Below are 20,312 nucleotides of genomic sequence, written 5' to 3'. Positions count from 1 at the left end.
GGCTATATATCTCCAAAGTCAAAGTCGTTAAGTTCATCCAGCTGCTCCTTTTCATCGTCGTTAAGCGGACGTTGAAGGGCCTCGCCGGTTGGTTCCGCGCCGCTTCCCCACAAATCGCCCAGCAGCTCGGCAATTGCCGCTTTTTCCCTAGGTTCGAAGCCGCCGAACGCGCGCCGCAAAAACACAAGCGAGCGCTTAAACGGCTCTTCCTCGAGCGAATTCACGTATTCATCCAGCTGTCGCCATAAATAATCCCTCGACAACAACGCGTAACGGTTGCGCATCGACATGCCTTCGAACCAGCCGGAACCGATGTCCGCCGGAATACCGGGCGACAGACGGCGCGATACCTCCCTCGCGCATTCCTCTTCGCCCGCTTCATTCTTCTCTAGCACGATCGCAAAGGCAAACCCGGACAGCTTTGCGTTGCGGTCATCCCGGGCCGCAAGCTCCTTGAGCCTATTCATCCAAAGCGCCCCGTCCACGAGCTGGTAATGCTCTTCCGCCGCCGCATTCATCGCTTGAATAGCGGTCACCATCCCTGCTGCCGCATCGTCATTGCAGCCTGCCGCATCCTGCAGCATAAGGGTACCGCGCAGAAATAGCTGCTGCATAAGGGGCTCCAAGGTCTCCGTCTCGATCCGGCGAATGGAGCCGTACTGCAGCAGAACGGACAGCTCTTGAACCGTTTCGGCAATTTGCTCGAAGCTTCCGGCGTCAACGGCCAGCCGCTGCAAAACGCCGGTCGCCTGCCCCATCACCTGCGGCAGCCCGCATTCGCAGGATTTGCGGATCAGCTTCGCTGCCTCGGCGATGTTCGCGCAGGCCAGCAGCTCTTCATGAATAACATAAGCGGCTGCAAGCTCTACCGTTTCGCCTTTCAGGGTGGATTCCACAGTCTCGATCTCGGCTTCCGGCGACCATTGAAGCACCCAATGCTCCGCCCAAGTCGCATCCGTCTGACTGACCCGCTGCTTGCGGGCGAATCGGATTCCCAGCACGGCCAGCCGGTGCAGGAAAATAGAACGATTCAAATCAAGGAATGCGGATTCCTCGGATTTCACCCGCCTGTTTTCCCGCAGATCCAGCTCCAGACCGGAGGCAACAAGCGTCTTGTATTTGTCCAGCTTCAGCCGCTTGAGCTCGCGGTTCAAATCATCCTGCACGGGAGTCTGGCTGACGCCTTCCGGCAAGCTGCCGATCACCGTTCCGATATCGACTCTCGCAAGCGCTTCTGCGACAGACGAGAATTCCCCAAAGCCAAAAAGCACGGTGGCCGCGTCCCGCAGATCCTTCCAGGTCGGCAGCACGCCATCATGCATAAACGCCAGCGCATCTGCCATTCTCACTGCCTCGATGACCGAAGCCGTCGAACGCCATGTTCCTTGCTCCCGCATTTGCTTGGCAACGGAGGACAGATATAAGGCCGGCAATTCCTTCATTTTTCCTTGCTTCATGCATTGCCACAGCAGCGAATAATAAGCAGGCGCCTGATTGCCTGCCCCATAGCCGGAATGGGAGGATAATTTATAGAAGGAATAAGGCATTAAGGTCATCTTGGATGGTACCCGTGGCAGCTTTTTAACCTCGGCATCCGTCATCGCCGGCAGCTTTGAGTTCAGCGCCGAGGTATGATGGGCGCCGCTGACCACAACGATTTTATCCGGCTTGTGTCCGGCTGTAATGGTATCTTGAATTTTACGCCGCATGAAGGCTTCCCGAATCTCGTTATAGGCGTAGCCTCGCGGTGTCAGCTTCTGCTCCTCCTGATCCGTCAGCTCGCGCATCTCATGCGCATACGCACGGATTGCGCTGCGGTAAGCGCCCGGCTGTAAACGATGCTCGAAATGCCGCTCCCAATACGCCTCGTAATCCGGTTCGCCGGACAGCTCGGCTATCCTGCTATAAAGATCCGCAGGAGGGGCGGCTTCCGTCAAGCTGCCATCCGACAGATCCGGTACCGCATCCCTTCTCGCGTCGGCAAGGGCAAGAGATACCTCCGTCGGCAAATCGATAAACTCCGAATGACAATTATGGTTTCTGGCCCATAACAAGGCCTGATATTCCGGGGAATAGTCGGCAAACGGATACAGCAGCGTACGCACGGGCAGCCGGTCCGTATAAGCCAGCATGGCCACCGGCGGGACTACGCCGCGGGCGGTCAGCTGCTCGGCAAGAATACCCGCGTCGCTTGGACCCTCGATTAATACCGCAGTCGGCTTTACCTCCCCGAGCAGGGCGAGGAGATGATAGGAGCCTGCCGGCGATAAGTGCCTGATGCCGAAATAATGCGGTCCGCTCAACCGTTCATCTCCGCGCACGCGTTGTACAGGCTTCGCCATGACGCCCCCCGTTTTTTCATCACGTTATCGAGATATTCCTTCCACACCTGCTGATCCTTCGTATCATCCTTCACGATGGCCCCTTGCAGCCCGGCTGCGATATCCTCGTCAGTCAGTTCGCCGGTGCCGAAGCTTCCGGCAAGCGCCATGCTGCCCGTAAGCAGTGAGATCGCTTCGGCCGTCGAAATTACGCCGCTTGGCGACTTTACCTTCTCTTTGCCGTCAAGCGTCAGGCCGCTGCGAAGCTCGCGGAAAATCGTAACGACCTTGCGGATCGCCTCGTCATCCGGCTGCGATGCGCGCAGCTCGTAGTTCGTCGATATTTCGCTTACCCGGCGGCGCACGATATCGATCTCGGTATCCAGACTTGAAGGTGCCGGCAGCACCAGAATATTAAAGCGGCGCTTCAAAGCAGCCGACATCTCGTTAACGCCGCGGTCCCTTGTATTAGCCGTAGCAATAATGGAGAAGCCGCGTTCGGCGGGAACTTCTCTGCCAAGCTCGGGAATGGCTATCGTCTTCTCCGACAGGATGGAAATCAAAGCGTCCTGCACTTCGGAAGCGCAGCGGGAAATCTCCTCAAAGCGGGCGATTCCTCCGCCTTCCATGGCACGAAGAATCGGGCTTCGGATGAGCGCTTGGTCCGACGGGCCTTGCGCAAGCAGAAGCGCATAGTTCCAGGAGTAACGGACATGCTCCTCGCTCGTGCCTGCCGTGCCCTGCACAACCTTGGAAGAGTCGCCGTGGATCGCGGCGGTCAGATTTTCCGACAGCCATGATTTTGCCGTTCCCGGCTCGCCGATCAAGAGCAGCGCCCGGTCTGTCAAAAGAGTTGCTATAGCCATTTCGACGAGCCGTTTATTGCCGATATATTTCGGAGTAATCGTGGTCTCGCCCGCCTGGCCGCCGGTAATAAAGGTTAGCACTGCTTTAGGCGACAGCTGCCAGCCCGCCGGCTTCTCGTTATTCTTATCGGCGGCTTTCAGCGCTTCAAGCTCATGCGCATACAGCTGCTCCGCCGGTAATCTCAATACATTTTGTTTTTGATCCATGCCCATACTCCCTTTCCACTCTCCCCTGCCATATCGTCTGGCATGGCTTCCAATGCCTCGACAATCTCCAGCAATTCATTTTTAACCGATTCGTAAGCAAGAGCTTCCGCAAACGCGCGCAGACGTGGCGCGTAAGCCTTCGGCATCGAGGCGAACAGCTGCTTCATCCGCCAGTCTATGTAATAGAAGCTGCGGGAGGTTTTGTTCTCAAGCATCCCCATGAACAGCTCGGGAGCTTCCTTGAACCCAACGCGAAATAACGTCAGCAGCACATTTTGCGTCCGGTAATCGTTAACTCTTGAGCCGTCCTTCAGCTTCGATACTAAGTAAGACGTAACGTCCCGGTCATTCTCATGCGTAAATGCGCAGACCAGATCCGTCAAATCCTGACCGGCCAGCGCCTTCACCCAGCGCCGGTCCCAAGCCTCTTGCGGAACGGCATCGGCACATTCATCGCTGCTCGCCAGCTGGTCGTGAACGATTTGCTGAATCGCTTGCTGCAGCAGCTTTGCGGGCGCCGAACGTCCCTTGATGGCATCCGCATACCGGTCGTAGAGCTCTGCCGGAGACAATTGCCTAAAGGCAGCGCGGAAGCTGTATCCGATAAATTTGCCTTTATAGGCGGAATGAAGGCCAATCGCAAACCGATCGGCCGCTTCCGATTCCATCGCCAGCAGAAGCTCTGCCGCCGCGTCCTGCACGCCCCCCGCGTCTGCAGTCATGAATTCATCGGTTGCCATCAGTTTGCCAAGCATCGGGAAGGCTGCCTCGGCGAGCTCATGCGCATGCCCGCTCAAACAGCGCAGATCGTTATACAGCTGCTGCAGTGCAGCTTCTTTCGCCTTGCCTTCGCTGGCCGCATAACGGTCCAGCTGTTCATCCGCGTGTCCGATGATTCGCTTATGAAGCGCAATCGCCGAACATTTGCGAATCGGGTAAATAACAAGCTCTGCATCCTTCGAAGCGACGGCTTCAAACAAGCGGTCTTGGCAAGGAATGGTTGCAAGCCGCGCAAGGGCATTATAGGCCGCTTCGCGGACTTCCTTCCTTTTTTCCCGGCTCTGCTCAAGCAGGAAGCCCTCTTGACCTTCGTAGCCGCTGAGCAGCTCGATAGCCGCAATCTTTAATTCAGGAGCACCCGATGCGCCGGCTTCCGCTACGAGCTCCAGCGCGGATTCCCCTTGCAGGAGATGAAGCAGCTGAAGTCGTCTTGCGTCCCCTTTGCCGCCCTGCAGATTCAGCTGGTTCCGAAGTAAGGGAACAGCCGCTTGGCCAAACTCCGGCAGCATTTTCTGCTGAATGAATTCCGGGATTTCGGAATAAACATCGTCTAGCGCGCTGCATAAAGCGGGCAATGCCCGAAGATCCAGGAAGCACCTGTCTTCGCAAGCCTGACGGATCTGCTCCAGCCTGCCCGAGCCCTTTGTCGTTAAGGCTTCAAGCAGCGGATGCAATCTCCGGAAGGTTACCTCCGTAGGAAGCGACAGTCCTGCGCTATTGACGGGCTGCGTCTCTCCCGCCACATCGGTTTTGCCCTGCGTGTGCAGGACGGCGCTGAGCAGCGTGGCCAGCTCCAGCAGCTTCGAAGCGCTTTCGGCGCGCGGGGCTTGGATAAGATCCTCCGTTGTATCTGCCAACCGTTTAAAGACAGGCGCCGCCTCCCCGGCTTTTTGCAAGGAAGGGAGCAGCTTCGATAACCGGATATCCCCTTCGGACAGGCTGCTGCCGGCAATAAATAATCTTCGAACCTCAACCTGAAGGTCAAGCAACAGATCTACGCTCATGGTAGTCACTCCTCTAATACAACAGCCGAATAATCCGGCTATCCGTAATGATGCTCATCGGCTGCGCCGACAGACGTCCGCTGTCCATGTCATGCCGGAACATGACTAATGCTGCCTGATCCCGCAGCTCTTCTTCCTGCATTAACGGCACAACCGTCTCGAATCGCGCAGGCGTAGCGATCATGTCCGATGTAACCGGAATCGGCTTGCCTTGCTTATCCCGGAACAGGTAGCCCTCTCCGGACCTCTCGATCGTATGGTAGGCGATAAGCACCACCGGATTGCGGCCCGACAGCGGATTTTTAATGATGTTTTTCACTTGTTTGATCACATCCGGGAAGGAGCCGTTTGCTGCTCCCTTTACCGCCTTGTAATCCTGCACGGCAGCCTCGCGGAATGTTCCCTTTTCCCACCTTACGCGGGCATTGATCTCGCCTGGATATTGGTACAACTCATCCGTTTGCACAACGGCGTATACGGTATCCTCTTCCTTTAACTGCTTGGCTGCCCGGAACGGACGGAGATTACGCGTGGCATGAACCATTCCGTCCTGCAGATCGGCCCACCATCCGGCATCCACGTATTCTCCTCTTGCCAGATCGGTATACGACAAGAAGGAAAGCTGCAGCAGCTCGGATGCTTGCCGCGTGCGGCCATATTCTTTCAGTTCGGCTAACTGCCACGCATGACCAAGCTGTTCCTCAATCGTTGAATTCGTTTCTAACGGCATTTCCGGTTCCGCTAAGCGCCGCTCCAAATACGCTTTCCCCTTCTTAACCAGCGAATGGATACGGATCAGCTGCTCGATAGCCTTCGAATAAACCGCTTCTCGGTTCCCTTCATCGCCAAATAACAGGATAAGCTCCCTTAACTCGGCCTGCACGCCGGGAACATAGTAATTGCCCAATTCCTTCGCTTGTTCTTCGAGAAGCTGAATATTTTTCTTGCTCAAGCTGCCGAGTCCGCCTTGAACGGTTTGCAGCACCATTTTTTCCAATAGGTGCAGGCCTTCAAGCTGGGCATTGATCTTCTTAGCCAGCGCCGACTTGTTAACCTTGCGTCTGGCAGGAGCCGTACCGCCTGACTCAGCGGCTTCGGTTTCCTTCTTCTTCTCTTCCCGCTTCTCCGCTTTGCCCCGTTTCTCGGCGATATCCGGCGGAAGCTCCGCCAGCTCGAACGGCTTGCCGAGCGCGTAAGCATACATTAATCCAAGCGTATGCTTGCAGGGGAACTGCCGGCTTGGACAAGAGCAGCGCGACACCGGACTATCCGGCTGAACAAAATCAACCGAGCAACGGTACGGTTCCTTTCCGCTTCCTTTGCATTCGCCAAACAGCAAGGTTCCGTCTTCCGTTCTTCGAAGCACCGGGAAGCTGTTCTTCTTCACCAGATCCCGGCCGTTCTTCATCGCTCCCGCATTGGGAGCCAAGCTATCAATGTAAGCTTCCGTTAGTGACGTCATAATCTACCTCTCAGCCTTTAAGGAATTCTATTAACTTCGACAAATTGGTGTAACTTCCTGTTTCAGGAAACCATCAACTAATGTATGAGCCTATGATTTCAATTATGATAGAGGGTCGCAGGCCCCATGAAAAAAGAAGGCATCTTCATGCCTTCCATTCTCTCATTGTTTCATGAATTTTTTTCCATCCCAAGCAAATGTACTTTTCATGTGTTGGCCCGTGGAATTATCGTAGTAATCGGTTTGGAACGATGAATCGTTTAGTTTGTTCAGACCGGTGGAGTACGTGGAGTCCACCGCGCTTATAAAGAGCCCCTCGCTTCCTCCCGCTTCCAGCTCCTGAAACTCGTTGCTGCCGGTCAGAGTAAATAGCTTGTAGTAATTCCCGTTGCTTGTTCCGTACTGCCCTATGGTAAAATCCGGGTCACCGTCTCCGTTATAATCATCAAACGAAAGCTCAAACGTAGAGTTGAACAGCAAAGGATCCTGGTAAAAATCATTCAAAGCTACCCGGCTGAGCTCATTGCCGAGGTCATCCCTCAACACGAGATGAAATTCTCCGCTCCAATTCGGCCCCATGAACGGTCCCGGCGCCCAGTCTTCGGAGTAAATTCCGTTAACCAGCTCAATATCGATAAAATAAGGCTTATTCATAATCGCAAACATATCGTTTCTGGATAATGTCATCGTCCCGGCTACGGTTATCGGCGAGGCGTCAGCCTCTGCTTTTTCCATGCGTTGAGTACTGAAGCTGCTTTCATTGTCGATTTCAATCCGGTTCCCCAAGAGGGATGCGCGGCCAAACACGGCGGCAGTCTCCGTCCGCAGCATAAACCTCCAATGCCTGCCAGAAGGATCCGGATAAGTCAGCAAAGACTCAACATGGTCCTGTTTGTACCTTTCCATCAAGCTATGCTCCAGGTCTGCCTTGGAATAGGCCAGAGCTCCGATATATACGCAGGTGGTTAGGACGCCGGCTAGAACCAAATACCTGCCCTTCCGAATCCACAACCCGATACTCAAGGATAGCAGCAGCGGCAATAGGACAAAGATATCGTCCCGATCGATAACGCTGAATTCGTATTCACGGTCAATAAGCGGATAAAACAAAGCTGCTCCGTTGCCTATATAATCAATCAGCAAATGAGTGCCTGCACTTATCATGAACGTCAGCCACATCCGCTTGAACGAGACTTCCTGTTGGACCTTGGAATAACTATAAGCGAGTACCCATCCCATGAGCGGAACAAAAAAGACGGAGTGAAAAAGCAAATCGCCAAAAAACTTCGTAAAATCCGGCGCCAGCCCGGCAATTGCTCCGAAGAGAAGCAAAAGGGAACGCTTCCCTAGTGAATCCGCGTATGCTCTGCCGAACAAATAAGCGGTGCCGGCGCCGGCCGCAACGTGAATTAACGTATGTATGATTAGATCCAATAGGCTCCCCCATTATCCGTTTCATTTCCTTAATATGTAAACGAATAAAATGGAATTATTGTTGCAGCAGCACAAAGTTTCTAATCCCCTTCTCCATCTCGTCTCTGTATTGCTGGAACTGCCGCAGCCGATTCCCGTTTGCGCCGGAGGGATGAGGGAATCCCCATACGACTTGCTTTTCGTTGATCTTTTTTTCGCTAAGCAATCGCTTGAATACCAATTCCACCGATTTCCCTAACGGAATAATAAGCGGAGTATGGTTCAATGCTTCAAGCTCACTCATCATCAACTGATAGGCATAGGTGTACAATAAGACGTTTTTCGAAAGCTCGGGGCTATGACCGCTGTAATTTTTCTTATTCGTAAAGACGGGATAGCGAAGCAAGGAAGTGGTATGAAGGAGCGTAGATTCATCTTCGAATAACGCCTTGCAATCGGCAAGTCCGTAATACGAATGCAAGTTCAATTCGTTCAGCATCTGGATGAGATTGCTCCGCATAGATCCGGCAAATCTCGCAGCCATCTTGGCTTCTTTACATATTTCTTGGGCGGATTTATGCTTGAGCATAGCCAGCTTCGCAGTCCGGATCGCGATCTCCATTTGATTCCAGCCTGGCGTGATGCCGACAATCATGATTCTGGCTAGAGGATTGCCGTAATCATTGTGCGGCGCATAATACATCTCGATCGGCCCTTCCCGCATCATGCATAATTCGGGAACGAGCAAGTCGTTAGGCGAGTAACGGGACTTGAGCGGCAGTTCGCGAATAAAAGCCTCGTACTTTTCAAGATTCGAATTTATGAGCATGCTTCGATGTCCCTTCCTCTGTTTTTGGTGCAGCCCCCGCGTATCATGATCATGTGTGGAAGATCGGATTTTATTCGAACGGTAAGCGTCCATTCATGAAATAACGCCAATCTCCTGCCCATAGGGCGTGAATATTGGCGCTTCTTCATTAAATGATTTCTTTTCTCTTATACAAATAAATATACAGTATAATGCCGGTTATTGCGCATAAGGCCGCGCATAAGCCAATAAAGCCGTAGCCGGCTTGCAGGCCGCGGAGCAAGCTGGTTGGCGAATTCTCGCCCACCAGATGCTTGACGAGCTCAGTCACTCCCCCGATCAGATAGTTGCCGATTACGCTGCCTAACCCCATCATGGTGACCGTAAAGGTAATCGCCGTATCGCTGCCTTTCGGATATCGCCTTGCGATAAAAGCCATTACCGTCGGATAAATCATCGCAATACCGACGCCGGAAGCGGCAAACAGGAACGCAACGCTCTCGCCGCCGGCAATTGCGGCAAAGGTGCATAATGCCGAGAAGCCTGAGAAAATAATGAGCGATAATACGAAGCCGATCCGATCCGTCAACGGACCAAGCAGCAGCCGCGCCAACGCGAAGCATAAGAAGAAAATAGACAACATGCCGGAAGCATTAACGGTATCCCAGTTATAGGCTTTTTCCAGGAAATTAACGAGCCAGCCGCCAACGGCCAGTTCGGACACAACGCCAAACGTCAGCACAAGCACCATTAACCATAGTACCCGGTCTTTAAGCAAGGTCTTTAGCGGAACGCGGTCTTCATGCGAGATGCCATCCCCCGGGAACGTACTGAACAACGCGATGACAATCGGAATCACGGACAACAGCAGCATCAAGAGGTACATTCCGCGCCAATCCAGCGTATGGCCGGCAATCGTCACTTTCATCAGGCCTGTTGCGATAAGCGGCGCAACCGTGGAGCTTAAGCCGTAGAAGCCATGCGTCATATTCATCATGGTACCGGTATTTTTCACGAAAATCCGGGCGCTTAGTATAGCAAGGCCAATCTCCAGCATTCCGTTGCCGATATACATGAGGAAATACGAAGCCGAGAACAACGAGTAATGATGGGAGAAGAAGATAAGAATGCCGGATAAAGCCATAGAGGCGAATGCGGCAGCGGTTACCCATTTGATCCCCCATATTTTCGTCAAATATGCCGTAAATGAACAGGCTATCAAATACCCCAAAGCGTTTAAGGATAACAAGGTGCCCAGCTGGGACTCATTCAGCATAAAGTCGAATTGAATGCGCGGTATAGCCGGACCTTTAATATTTTCCGAAAAGCCGAAAATAATGAATCCGATAAAAATGGTCGCCAGCTGCATGGCGTAAATCTTATTGAACTTGCCCATACTTTTTTCCACTCTTCGCGTGCTCCTAATTTGTTATCTTTTCTCCGTAACCTGCAGCCGGTAAGTCAGGCTTTCCAGCGTCGCTGCAACAAGGCCCGTCATGTACTCCCGATGCGTATTGTTCTGTATGATAAGCTGCGGCATATGCTCCTCGGGAATATCCTTCAGACATCCCTCGCGCAGATCCTTAAGCTGCGACTCTCTCGGAAGCTCGCCCGTTATCGCGATAGCCACCGGGTTAATGATAGCGATGATCGAGGCTAATGTCATAACCCCCAGCCGGATAAAGCCTTCCTCCGTATGCAGCTGACGCAGCTGCTCCTCGCGTGTAACGCCGAACGGAAGGAACGATACCTCGCCGCCAAATGTCGTGTTGCCCGACAAAATCCGGCCGTCCACGATAAAACCGGCCCCGGGAAAATGATTCTTCGGAAACGTCACTACCGCAAACGTTTTATCCTCTTCAAAATTTTGAAGGTGGTAGAAGCCGTACACCGTCATGTTCATGTCATTCTCGATCGTAACCGGGACCCCGTACTTCTCCTCCAGGTAAGCTCCTAACGGCATTCCGGCCAGATCCGGCACATCGCATACGCCAATCACTCCGCGGTGAACGACGCCCGGAATCCCGATCCCGATGGCTTGAACATTCTCCTTGTCGTTGATTATGCCTTCAATGATGTGATCAATAACCTCCCTGTCGATGCGAGGCAGCTCCACGGTAGTCTCGCTGACGGTCTCGCCTAACAGATTCACAATGCTGCAGCCGATGGAATGAATGCCGCCTTCCGTCCTGACAAGCAGGCAAATAACGCAGCCAAACTCAGCATTGTACTTATACTGTTTGGCTGGCCTCCCGCCATTTGCCCCATCCGGCTCGAGTTCAATGATCTCGCGGGCGGCCAGAAGCTCGTTCAGAATCGTCCCGCAAGTAGCCACGCTTAGCTTGGTCAACCCGGCAATCGATGCTTTTGTAGCGATCCCCTGAGCCTTTAAAGCATTTTTGACCAGCTCGACATTCATCTTTTTTACATGAATCGTATTATGCGTGTGAGAAGACATGTTCTCGCCCCTTTTAGCAAACACTTTTTAAAACACTTTTAATAAATGGAGTATAAAGTCCCCTAGGCCATAAGTCAATAAGGAATAGGAATAGACGAAAATAAAAGAAACCGCGATAAACGCGGCTTCTTCATGTTCGAATCTTATTCGGTTCCAATCGTTACCCCTAGCTCCTTCAATTTACGCCGGTAAGCGATGGCAACGCGGTCGCATTTGAGATGCAGCTCTGCCTGCAGGTCCAGAGGCAGCAGCTCCGGCTTCTGCTCCTCGACAATGCGTTTGTCCTGCTCAAGCAGCGTATTCTGAAAATCGATAAACACCTGATCCGGAACCTCGGGCGCATAGTTGCGGAGCTGCAGCATAAACGCCGTGCAGGTCGTCTCCGTCTCCGGGAGTACGATCAGGAACAAATGAAAGATTTCGTCCGAGCCCTCGCTTCGCTTCGCCAGCTTGACGCAGCACGGCGTATAGATCTCATAGATATACCGGTTATCGACGCCGATTCCGCGTCCGTCAGGGTCCGGCTGGTAAACGACGATCTCGTCCGTAACTAGCGCTCCGTCTATATGATGTACGTTGTAGTCGTTGATCTCGGCGAATTCACTGTCGCCAAGCAGCCCTTCATGCACAAACATCAGATGCGAGACATCCAGGAAATTCTCGATAACGCGCGGGGCGGATGCCTTAACCGGGTATGGCCCCATCCGGATCGGCAGAAGCCCCTCGTCAACTCTCCCTTCAAGCGGCGGGGCATCCTCCCTTGGCTCTCCCAGGCAAACCCAGACAAATCCGTGCCGTTCCCGGCACAAATAAGTTTGCGTTCTCGCTTTAAGCGGGATCGCCTGCGATTTGGGCATTGCAGGTATGCATACGCAGCGCCCGTCACCGTCATAACGCCAGCCATGGTACGCGCAGACAAGCTCGTCATTGTCCACGCGCCCAAGCGACAGCGGGACTCCGCGATGAATGCAAAGGTCCTTCATGGCTTTTACCCCTTGCTTCGTGCGGAATAGGACGACCTTCTCTCCCAATACGACGACCTGCTTGGGAGTGTCGGTAATATCCGAGGCTATCGCTACCGGATGCCATTCATGCTCGAGTGCGGGATCTTTTCTAATCATGCCAGCCACTTCCCTTTCTGTCTTGATCTATTGCGGTATGGTTCCTTCAATGCCTTTGACGAACCAATTCATGCTCAATATTTCGTCTACGGTCATCCGTTTGCCTTGCGGCACTTTCTCCGTACCGCTCTGATCGGCGATAGGTCCGTTAAACACATCGAAGCTTCCGCTTAAAATTTCCTTCTTCTTCGCTTCGACGAGGTCTTTGACAGCCTGCGGAACGTTCTTGCCAAACGGAGCAATATCGGTGATGCCTTCCTTCATCGAGCCGAAATAGCTTTCGGACTTCCAGGTGCCGTCCATAATGGCTTTAACCGTCTGCACGTAATAGGGACCCCAATTCCATTTCGGATTGGAAATGTAATAATCCGGTGCGTATTTGCTCATATCCGAGTCGTTGCCGATTCCCCATACTCCGCGTTCGGCAGCGGCTTGAATGCTTGCCGGCGAATCCTGATATGCGGCCAAGACGTCTACGCCTTTGTCGAGCAGGCTTGTTGCCGCCTGACGCTCGGCCGTTGGATCGAACCACGTATTGCTCCATACGACGTCAACTTTCGCTGCCGGATTAACGCTTTGTACGCCTAGAGCAAACGCGTTGATGGTATAGATCACCTCCGGAATCGGGTAAGCGCCGACATAGCCGAGGTGATTGTTTTTCGTCATTTTGCCTGCCGCCATCCCTACAAGATAAGCGCTTTGGTATTCCTTGCCCAAGTATGTGCCGAGATTGTCCGATGTTTTATAGCCGCTTGCGTGAAGGAACTTCACATCGGGATGCTTCTTGGCTACGGCGACCATCGCATCCATGTAGCCAAAGCTTGTGCCAAAGATAATATCATTCTTCTCGGCAAGCTCCTCGAATACGCGCTCCGCGTCCGCGCCTTCCGGTACGTTCTCGACCGTAGTTGCCGTAAGGCCAAGCTCTTTCTCCATCATCTTCCGGCCTTGATCATGCTCGTAAGTCCAGCCTCCGTCCCCCGGAACGCCGAGGTAGACAAAAGCAACTCTTGGCTTTGTCTGATCACCGCTTGCGGATGCGCCCGTTTCCGTTGAATTCGTTTTTGTTTCCTTCGAGCATGCCGCCGTAAAGACAAGCAAAGCAGCCGCTGCAACCATAATGAGCTTCTTCATGCCAAGACCCTCCCCCGATTTGCCGAACAAATGAGATTCTTCTTACAGAAAGCTTAGAGGTAATATAGGTCATTGTTATATTGGCGTCAATATCACTCACACGAAATATGGCTGTAACACTAAAAACATACGGTTGTTGTGTGCCTCATGCACACTTACCTCACGTTTATGTAAGGTTATCTTTCGTGAAAATAACTTCCAGAAAATGACTTTCAGCTTCTCTTGGTATTAACCGGAAAATAAAATAGATCCCTCTCAAGCATGTAGGGTTGTACGACCGTGCGTCGCAGAATAGATTAGTACGAGCTTATTAAATCATGGAGGTTATCGGAGCATGACATTTTTTCTCGAATATATTTTGCTTGGTCTTTCTTTGGCAGCCCCAATCGGTCCGATTAATGCGGCACAAATGGCACGAGGTATTCGGGGCGGATTTTGGAATGCATGGCTGCTTGGCTTGGGGTCGATGACTGCGGACATCCTCTATTTGCTGGTTGTCTATTTGGGAACCGTCCACTTTTTGCAAACGCCGTTTTTGAAAACTTTACTATGGTCTTTTGGTTGCTTTGTCCTGCTCTATACCGGCTTCGAAAGCCTTTATAATACGAATAAAACGGCAGCCATGCACAGAAACAGTCTTAAAGAGCCGGTCTTGAAATCGTTTGGAACCGGCTTCTTTTTATCTCTGCTTAACCCGTTATCCATCATGTTCTGGATTGGTATCTACGGCTCCGTTCTCGCGGAAGCGGCACAAAAGTTTGAGCCAACGCAGCTCATTATTTACACGTCCGGCATTTTGTTGGGGATTTTTTTGTGGGATCTATCCATGGCCGTCGCTTCCAGTCATTTCCACCGCGTTTTGAACAACCGAGCGCTTGGCTTTATTTCCGTTTTGTCAGGCCTGTCTTTAATAGGCTTTGGGTTATATTTTGGCATAGAAGCGCTTAAACAATTGTTTCTATAAAAGGGTATATTCCTTGCTCGCTCTCCTCACAATATCACTTGTTATAAAGCGGATTAGGGGAGAGATGGCAAATGAGTCAAAGGGATGGCGCGGACAAGCCCCTCAAATGGTGGCAATTATCTCTTATGGGAGTCGCGTGTACAATCGGTACGGGTTATTTCCTGGGGACCGGGGTTGGCATCAGGATCGGAGGCCCGGGGATTCTTTTGGCCTTTCTGCTTGCCGCCTTTTCGACCTTTGTCGTATTTGATTTACTGGCTCGCATGACCGCCGACGATCCTTTGGACGGATCTTTCTGCGCTTATGCGAACAAAGCATTTGGGCGCTGGGCGGAATTTTCGAGCGGGTGGGTATACTGGTCCTCCGAATTGCTTATTATGGGTAGTCAGATGGCTGCGCTATCCCTATTTACTCGTCTCTGGTTTCCGAATGTTCCTTTATGGATCTTTGCATCCGTTTACGCTTTTTTAGGCATTTGTATTATCGCTATTGGGACAAAGGGCTTTGAACGGATGGAGCACGTCTTTGCGGTCATGAAGCTGGCCGCAATCATTCTTTTTATTCTTATCGCCGCATTAGCATTATTTGGCGTCTTTGGGACAGGCAAACACAAGCCCGGCTGGCCGGTTCCTTTATTCCCTCATGGGCTAAAAGGCGGATGGTCGAGCATGATCTACGCGTTTTACTCCTTTGGCGGCATTGAAGTTATGGGTCTATTGGCGATACGGCTCAAGGAGCCAAAAGAAGCGCCTAAAGCGGGCAGGGTCATGATAAGCGTTCTTACCGCTTTATATTTGGTTTCGCTTACTCTAGCGCTGTCTCTTGCACCTTGGAGCACAATAGATCATAAGGAAAGCGCTTTTGTCTCCTCTCTGGAAGGTTACGGGATTGCTTTTGTACCCCATTTATTTAACGCGGTATTCATAATCGCCGGTTTTTCCACCATGATCGCTTCCTTATTTGCGGTGACGAAAATTATGGTTACTTTGGCTAAAGACGGTAACGCCCCCAAGCTGTTTGCCAAAGTCGGCAAAGGAAAACGCAGCATGCCGTACTTTGCCTTCGGTCTAACGATTGTAATGCTGGCCGGGTCTATTCTGATGGCCTTGCTTATGCCGGACAGCGTCTATGAATACATTACGACCGCAGCCGCGCAAATGCTGCTTTATAATTGGATTTTTACGCTAATGACAGCAGGTAAACTTCTCCGGTTAAGCATGTGGGGGCAAATAAAAAGATGGATTGGCGTTGGAATCATCGTATTAGCGGTGACCGGTACTTTGTTTCATCATACAAGCCGACCGGGATTTTTTATCAGCATCGGGTTCCTCGCTTTAATCGGAGGCTTGACCTTGCTTATGCGAAAAAGATGGAAATCCCCCTCTCTTCAGCCTGCTTCAAAGTAAAATAAACCAACTCCCTATCGGCTATTGAGGGAAGATTTGGCTTAGATGATGCTCCAAATGCTCCAGGTAATCTTTTATCAGCCATTCCAGCGTATGCGTCTCGCCGTTAGCAAGTCTGATCTGGCATGACGTTAACGTTTCGACGGGTACTGCCGACATCACTCTAACCATCGCTCGGTTCAGGCTTTCCCATAAGGCTATAATCTCTCCGGCAGGCGCCGATGCATATTGCTGCGCTTTAACCCAATTGTCCTGGTTATAAGGAGTAATCACATACGGCCCAGAGGCAGATGGAGCTTCAATGATCCTTCTCATATTATTAATGGCCGAATCGCATAAATGGCCGAGAGTTTGAAGACTGGACCATTTCCCGAGCGCTCGCGGCGTTGTCATCCTCTCCTCGGACCAAGCTCTTAAATGCAATGGTACCGATTCAACGTATCTCTCAAGCTGCGCAACCGTTTGTGTAATCATCCTTATCGCTCCTTCTAACGTAGTTGCTCCATTATAACAACGATGGCTCAAGAGCATTATGGAGAGTATTCGATGGTTAACTTCAATGATTTTGATAATAAAAAAACCTCCTGAAGGAATGTTTCCATTCCAACCGGGAGGTTTCTCTTAACAACTTACAAACCAAGGCCTTCAAACGAAGTGACGCTTTTCCCGTCCACATCCACATGAAGGGTATCGCCGGCTTGCGGAATCAAAGCCCAAATATTCGGCAGATAACGGGGAATATTATTGCGGGAAGAAGGAATCGTAATGTTATCGCCGTTAAAATACATCGAAGAGGAAGAACCGCCGTCCATGCACATGGCATTGACAGCTCCACGCTCGTAGAGCAAGTCCTGCACTTCTTTGATACTTGCGCCAACCGAACGGGTCTGACGACCGTCTATCACGACAAAAATGATGCTGCCATCCGCTTTTTGGCCAATGGCCGTGCGTGGACCCCAGCCCCAACCGCCGTCTCCTTCAACCATTTTCTGACCGTTTACGATGAGCTGGGGTTTAAAGCCCGCTGCATATTGTACGCCTAGGTTGACCAATTCATTCGCGCTGTACTTGCCGGTAATCATCACGCCATCCTTCGTAATCCCGGCTACAAATTCTTTCGTATTCTTATTCTGGCTTTTAATAACGCCGTCTTCAATAACGACACCGGTTGAAGCTCCTCCGTTGCCATGCCCATCCAAATCGACAAATCCGCTCGCGTTAATAGCGGCAAGGGCTTTCGCCCGCTTAGCAATAACAAAGATTTGTTCGCCGTGGTCGCTCAGCTTCGAGCTAACCAGCTTAACCCGATTCGGATTGGAGATCGTGATGACTTTTCCTTTGTAGTAATGCGTAGGATTGGTGTAACTCTCAATCGACTCTACGTGCACGTACAAATCCTTATCCGACTTTACGTCGACCAGGCCGCCTAAATCGCCTGCTCCCGATGCGCTATTCACGTAATTCGGATTATTTATATTTTCCAGCATAGCGTCCAAGTCACTTTGCGGTAAAAAAGTGTACTTCGCCCACTGCCGATGTTGTGACGATAATATGGTCTCCGCCGCCATCGCCCGGAGACGATATCCGGAATCTGTAAAGAACATAAAGATACCCGAGATAATCGCCCATACGAGAATAAAGACCCCTATAATACCAAAAAATTTCTTCACAAGTTCCATCCTTTCTTTGCGGACTTCACCCTTTCGATGATAGCCCATTATAAATGCAACAGCTGCGTAAATACTAGAAGTAAATATTTTCAGTACAACCATCACGATGACTTCCACATCTATCAGACGCAACAAATCGATAAATATGTGCAGTTTTCCGCAATTTTTTTGTTGAAATTTTTTCCATGCAAAAAAGCAGCCTTCGTAAAGACTGCTTACCGTGATAACTTTATGTTCCTACCCGTTCCGTATAGGCGTTTTTGAACGACAGCTTTTTGAAGTCATCCTCATTAATAAAGAAGTATAGAAGTCCGGACAAATCCCATTCCATCCCCACTTCAGTGTTCGAATCTGCTTGAAATAATAAAATATCTTTTTGGGGATAACCACCGTATTGCAAAGCTGACATATGCCCTAAAAAACGATAACCAATTCCGACGTCATATGTTTCTTGAAACTTAGATTTAAAAATAAGCGAATATTTATCCAGAACGTCTTTCTTTTTAAGAATTTTATTTTGTTGCAAGTAATCCCCGTCCGGAATCGTTAATTCGAGTTTTTTCTGGATTATTCCCGACTTGAATACCTGTTCTTCCGTTAATGCTTCAGGTGAATCCAGTCTTATTAATTGCGAAGTATCCGCGGTATAATAAACCAAATTGTTTTTTCTTTTTTGTGAATCGAATTTCGGGTTATCATACCATAATTCATAATCATGGACGTAGAAGAAATACAAGATCCCGCTTGCGGGATATTCCGGATTCACGGAATCCATAGGGAATTCTTCCAAATTGATTTGCGCCAGAAAGGACATGGGATGCCCTTCCCAGGATGGCCAAACGAAAGAAGACGGTACATCCGGATGCCCGCCGATTTTACTGGTTCCAACCGCAATCTTATCTTCATCTACTATTTGGGGAACCATATAAAAGCCTGGTCTAATCTGTTGCTTAATAACATTCCAATACGAACCTAAACCCGCTTGATCAACCATGGAACCTATTTCGTCTAAGGTTGGATCGAACCTCTTATCGTTGTATAAAGCTATAAAACTGGATCCCATCTCTATATCTCCCTTCGAACACGATGACATAGAGAAAATCATGATCATCCCTATAACAACAACGGTGAAAAACCTCATAGCCTTATCTTTCATTTTTAAATATCGCCTTCAAAACCCTATCCAATCTGCCAGACTGGACTTGCTCTTTGATCCCCCATACTTGACCGAGCAATACAGGGGGAATAAAGATGGGATATATCCAAGAATAGGTCCCCTCAAGGACCAGCTCTCCAAGTTGAAAACGTCCTTGATCATCCAGCCGTATTGCCCATCGATCGCTGTAGGCGGTTATTTTTCTCTTCTCCACAAACTTTCTTGCCGTTGTATAATCAAATGTTTTTATGCGTTCTTTATTGCTTTGTTCGACCATAGCATTAAACTTCTTCTGTTTGTCTTGCCAGCTAAAAGTAGAATCCCATACTTCAATTAGCTGATAACCCTTCAGCCCCGAGTTAATAATAGCTTCATGAATATGATCGCTGACAAAAGGATAATGAACGACATTATCTCCCTCATGGAATTTGACGCGCATAATATGATGCGGCTTAACAAGCTCCTCATGAAAGGCATACTCCGTGTATTCCGAGATGATATTGCTTCCGTTTAACCTCTTAATCAGACTGTTCTCGGCATCAATACAGGATACATGGTTAAGCACGTGCAAGAAGTAATAGGTAACTCCTTCAAATTCAAAAGGAAGGAACTCTGCTTCTCCGGCATGAACGGTTGATTCAAATACAGTCTTTGCTTTCTGATTGATAAGGAGAGCTCCATTATGACAACCCATAATGTCACTTGGTTTGCCATAATCGCGCAAATCAACCTCCGGAGCATTCCACCGATCCCCTAACTGTGTTCCATTAAATTGCAAACGTTTAAAATCATCCATATTGTTAATTTTAAAGTTGTTAAAAGAGGGATGATAATCTAACAGCCAAATTTTCAAAGTTAAAACACTCCCAAATATTTAATCAAACACTCTAATTAGTATCGGATTAAGGAATGTTTAACATTATATCCCTGCTGCTCTATCACTATTAATCATGCTCCTCCAGCCAAACATCCTTGAAGTCAATCCAGCCTAACGGATTTAAATTCACGCCGCGTACGGATGGATGCAAATACGCATTTCGAGGCGTGCAGTATAATAATTCGGATACTTCCTCAAGAGTTACCTCGACAGGCTCCACTTGGCCCCCGAAACGTTCATATAAGGTAAGATACCGTTCATCCAGCAACATGTCGTTAGCCCTCCCTAACTTTCCAGGATAAGAAGTTGGGGCAAGTATACACTTCTTCCAAGCGTTTGGGTAGCATGAAGTTCGCGGATTTTACTTTTCGGGATCCGGGCACCATTTTGCAAGAGGGAGGAAACTGACGTACGCGGCTCCGCTTATATGAAGTTACCTATGAATGAACCAGGAGATTAGAAAAAGCAATGCGCCCAAGACGATAACCGTGTAAAAGAAATACGAGAACCACCGTAATGCCTTTGGCAAGCTTTTTAGGTCTGCCCGTTGACTCGGAACCCCCATTACCTTCTGATAATGTTCGGTAGCATCGTTAAAAGATACAACCGTTGAAGCGCTTGTTTCCGTATTCGGTAATTCTTCGTTCTTATTCATATCTTATCTC

At 50.2% G+C, this 20,312-nt stretch carries 18 protein-coding genes; 2 read left to right on the top strand and 16 right to left on the bottom strand.

Annotation, left to right across the window (positions count from 1 at the left end; all coding sequences use genetic code 11):
• Nucleotides 1-2: 2 nt before the first annotated feature.
• The 10 genes from FHT67_RS25465 to FHT67_RS25420 all read right to left on the bottom strand — a co-directional run bounded on the left by FHT67_RS25465 (nucleotide 3) and on the right by FHT67_RS25420 (nucleotide 13,574).
• A complete protein-coding gene (locus FHT67_RS25465; protein WP_167201730.1) occupies nucleotides 3-2,342 on the bottom strand; it encodes a DUF5682 family protein in 2,340 nt (779 codons plus the stop codon).
• Entirely contained in the window at nucleotides 2,300-3,394 is a 1,095-nt protein-coding gene (locus FHT67_RS25460) for an ATP-binding protein (RefSeq protein ID WP_132309377.1), read from the bottom strand. Before FHT67_RS25460 ends, FHT67_RS25465 begins: the two co-directional genes overlap by 43 nt.
• A complete protein-coding gene (locus FHT67_RS25455; protein WP_167201729.1) occupies nucleotides 3,370-5,178 on the bottom strand; it encodes a hypothetical protein in 1,809 nt (602 codons plus the stop codon). Before FHT67_RS25455 ends, FHT67_RS25460 begins: the two co-directional genes overlap by 25 nt.
• Nucleotides 5,179-5,191: 13 nt before the next feature.
• Entirely contained in the window at nucleotides 5,192-6,640 is a 1,449-nt protein-coding gene (locus FHT67_RS25450) for an SWIM zinc finger family protein (protein ID WP_167201728.1), read from the bottom strand.
• A gap of 162 nt (nucleotides 6,641-6,802) precedes the next feature.
• Complete coding sequence (locus FHT67_RS25445; protein ID WP_167201727.1) at nucleotides 6,803-8,074, bottom strand: metal-dependent hydrolase; 1,272 nt, start codon at nucleotides 8,072-8,074, stop codon at nucleotides 6,803-6,805.
• A gap of 55 nt (nucleotides 8,075-8,129) precedes the next feature.
• Nucleotides 8,130-8,882: a uracil-DNA glycosylase family protein gene (locus FHT67_RS25440; RefSeq protein WP_243711701.1), complete on the bottom strand. Its 753-nt coding sequence runs from the start codon at nucleotides 8,880-8,882 to the stop codon at nucleotides 8,130-8,132.
• Between the two features lie 148 nt (nucleotides 8,883-9,030).
• Nucleotides 9,031-10,257: an MFS transporter gene (locus FHT67_RS25435; protein ID WP_167201872.1), complete on the bottom strand. Its 1,227-nt coding sequence runs from the start codon at nucleotides 10,255-10,257 to the stop codon at nucleotides 9,031-9,033.
• 33 nt (nucleotides 10,258-10,290) lie between these two features.
• Complete coding sequence (locus tag FHT67_RS25430; RefSeq protein WP_167201726.1) at nucleotides 10,291-11,319, bottom strand: ROK family protein; 1,029 nt, start codon at nucleotides 11,317-11,319, stop codon at nucleotides 10,291-10,293.
• Nucleotides 11,320-11,462: 143 nt separating this feature from the next.
• Nucleotides 11,463-12,440: an aromatic ring-hydroxylating dioxygenase subunit alpha gene (locus FHT67_RS25425; protein ID WP_132309367.1), complete on the bottom strand. Its 978-nt coding sequence runs from the start codon at nucleotides 12,438-12,440 to the stop codon at nucleotides 11,463-11,465.
• 27 nt (nucleotides 12,441-12,467) lie between these two features.
• Nucleotides 12,468-13,574, bottom strand: a complete 1,107-nt coding sequence (locus FHT67_RS25420) for a BMP family ABC transporter substrate-binding protein (protein ID WP_167201725.1) — start codon at nucleotides 13,572-13,574, stop codon at nucleotides 12,468-12,470.
• A gap of 334 nt (nucleotides 13,575-13,908) precedes the next feature.
• Here FHT67_RS25420 and FHT67_RS25415 point away from each other — a divergent pair, with 334 nt between their 5' ends.
• Nucleotides 13,909-14,538, top strand: coding sequence for a LysE family transporter (locus FHT67_RS25415; protein WP_167201724.1), 630 nt, complete (start codon nucleotides 13,909-13,911; stop codon nucleotides 14,536-14,538).
• A 71-nt stretch (nucleotides 14,539-14,609) separates the two neighbouring features.
• Nucleotides 14,610-15,944, top strand: a complete 1,335-nt coding sequence (locus tag FHT67_RS25410; protein WP_167201723.1) for an amino acid permease — start codon at nucleotides 14,610-14,612, stop codon at nucleotides 15,942-15,944.
• A gap of 21 nt (nucleotides 15,945-15,965) precedes the next feature.
• Here the strand turns inward: FHT67_RS25410 and FHT67_RS25405 are convergent, their stop codons facing one another.
• The 6 genes from FHT67_RS25405 to FHT67_RS25380 form a co-directional block, all read right to left on the bottom strand.
• On the bottom strand, nucleotides 15,966-16,418 hold the full coding sequence (locus FHT67_RS25405) for a DinB family protein (protein WP_167201722.1): 453 nt from the start codon (nucleotides 16,416-16,418) through the stop codon (nucleotides 15,966-15,968).
• Nucleotides 16,419-16,573: 155 nt separating this feature from the next.
• Entirely contained in the window at nucleotides 16,574-17,614 is a 1,041-nt protein-coding gene (locus FHT67_RS25400; RefSeq protein WP_167201721.1) for a phosphodiester glycosidase family protein, read from the bottom strand.
• A gap of 229 nt (nucleotides 17,615-17,843) precedes the next feature.
• Nucleotides 17,844-18,770 carry a YwqG family protein gene (locus FHT67_RS25395; protein ID WP_132309355.1) on the bottom strand — a complete coding sequence of 309 codons (927 nt, stop codon included), beginning with the start codon at nucleotides 18,768-18,770 and terminating at the stop codon, nucleotides 17,844-17,846.
• Complete coding sequence (locus tag FHT67_RS25390) at nucleotides 18,760-19,623, bottom strand: imm11 family protein (RefSeq protein ID WP_167201720.1); 864 nt, start codon at nucleotides 19,621-19,623, stop codon at nucleotides 18,760-18,762. Before FHT67_RS25390 ends, FHT67_RS25395 begins: the two co-directional genes overlap by 11 nt.
• A gap of 91 nt (nucleotides 19,624-19,714) precedes the next feature.
• Complete coding sequence (locus tag FHT67_RS25385) at nucleotides 19,715-19,918, bottom strand: SgrR family transcriptional regulator (protein WP_167201719.1); 204 nt, start codon at nucleotides 19,916-19,918, stop codon at nucleotides 19,715-19,717.
• Between the two features lie 162 nt (nucleotides 19,919-20,080).
• Entirely contained in the window at nucleotides 20,081-20,302 is a 222-nt protein-coding gene (locus FHT67_RS25380; protein ID WP_132309349.1) for a hypothetical protein, read from the bottom strand.
• Nucleotides 20,303-20,312 lie beyond the last annotated feature (10 nt).

Source organism: Paenibacillus sp. BK720 (genome assembly GCF_011761545.1).
Taxonomy (GTDB): domain Bacteria; phylum Bacillota; class Bacilli; order Paenibacillales; family Paenibacillaceae; genus Pristimantibacillus.
This window is presented reverse-complemented; position numbering and strand designations above follow the sequence as displayed.

Coding starts and splice junctions, on each gene's coding strand:
- FHT67_RS25465 (WP_167201730.1), bottom strand. CDS start 2,342: ATGGCGAAGCCTGTACAACGCGTGCGCGGAGATGAACGGTTGAGCGGA.
- FHT67_RS25460 (WP_132309377.1), bottom strand. CDS start 3,394: ATGGATCAAAAACAAAATGTATTGAGATTACCGGCGGAGCAGCTGTAT.
- FHT67_RS25455 (WP_167201729.1), bottom strand. CDS start 5,178: ATGAGCGTAGATCTGTTGCTTGACCTTCAGGTTGAGGTTCGAAGATTA.
- FHT67_RS25450 (WP_167201728.1), bottom strand. CDS start 6,640: ATGACGTCACTAACGGAAGCTTACATTGATAGCTTGGCTCCCAATGCG.
- FHT67_RS25440 (WP_243711701.1), bottom strand. CDS start 8,882: ATGCTCATAAATTCGAATCTTGAAAAGTACGAGGCTTTTATTCGCGAA.
- FHT67_RS25435 (WP_167201872.1), bottom strand. CDS start 10,257: ATGGGCAAGTTCAATAAGATTTACGCCATGCAGCTGGCGACCATTTTT.
- FHT67_RS25430 (WP_167201726.1), bottom strand. CDS start 11,319: ATGTCTTCTCACACGCATAATACGATTCATGTAAAAAAGATGAATGTC.
- FHT67_RS25425 (WP_132309367.1), bottom strand. CDS start 12,440: ATGATTAGAAAAGATCCCGCACTCGAGCATGAATGGCATCCGGTAGCG.
- FHT67_RS25420 (WP_167201725.1), bottom strand. CDS start 13,574: ATGAAGAAGCTCATTATGGTTGCAGCGGCTGCTTTGCTTGTCTTTACG.
- FHT67_RS25415 (WP_167201724.1), top strand. CDS start 13,909: ATGACATTTTTTCTCGAATATATTTTGCTTGGTCTTTCTTTGGCAGCC.
- FHT67_RS25410 (WP_167201723.1), top strand. CDS start 14,610: ATGAGTCAAAGGGATGGCGCGGACAAGCCCCTCAAATGGTGGCAATTA.
- FHT67_RS25405 (WP_167201722.1), bottom strand. CDS start 16,418: ATGATTACACAAACGGTTGCGCAGCTTGAGAGATACGTTGAATCGGTA.
- FHT67_RS25395 (WP_132309355.1), bottom strand. CDS start 18,770: ATGAAAGATAAGGCTATGAGGTTTTTCACCGTTGTTGTTATAGGGATG.
- FHT67_RS25385 (WP_167201719.1), bottom strand. CDS start 19,918: ATGTTGCTGGATGAACGGTATCTTACCTTATATGAACGTTTCGGGGGC.
- FHT67_RS25380 (WP_132309349.1), bottom strand. CDS start 20,302: ATGAATAAGAACGAAGAATTACCGAATACGGAAACAAGCGCTTCAACG.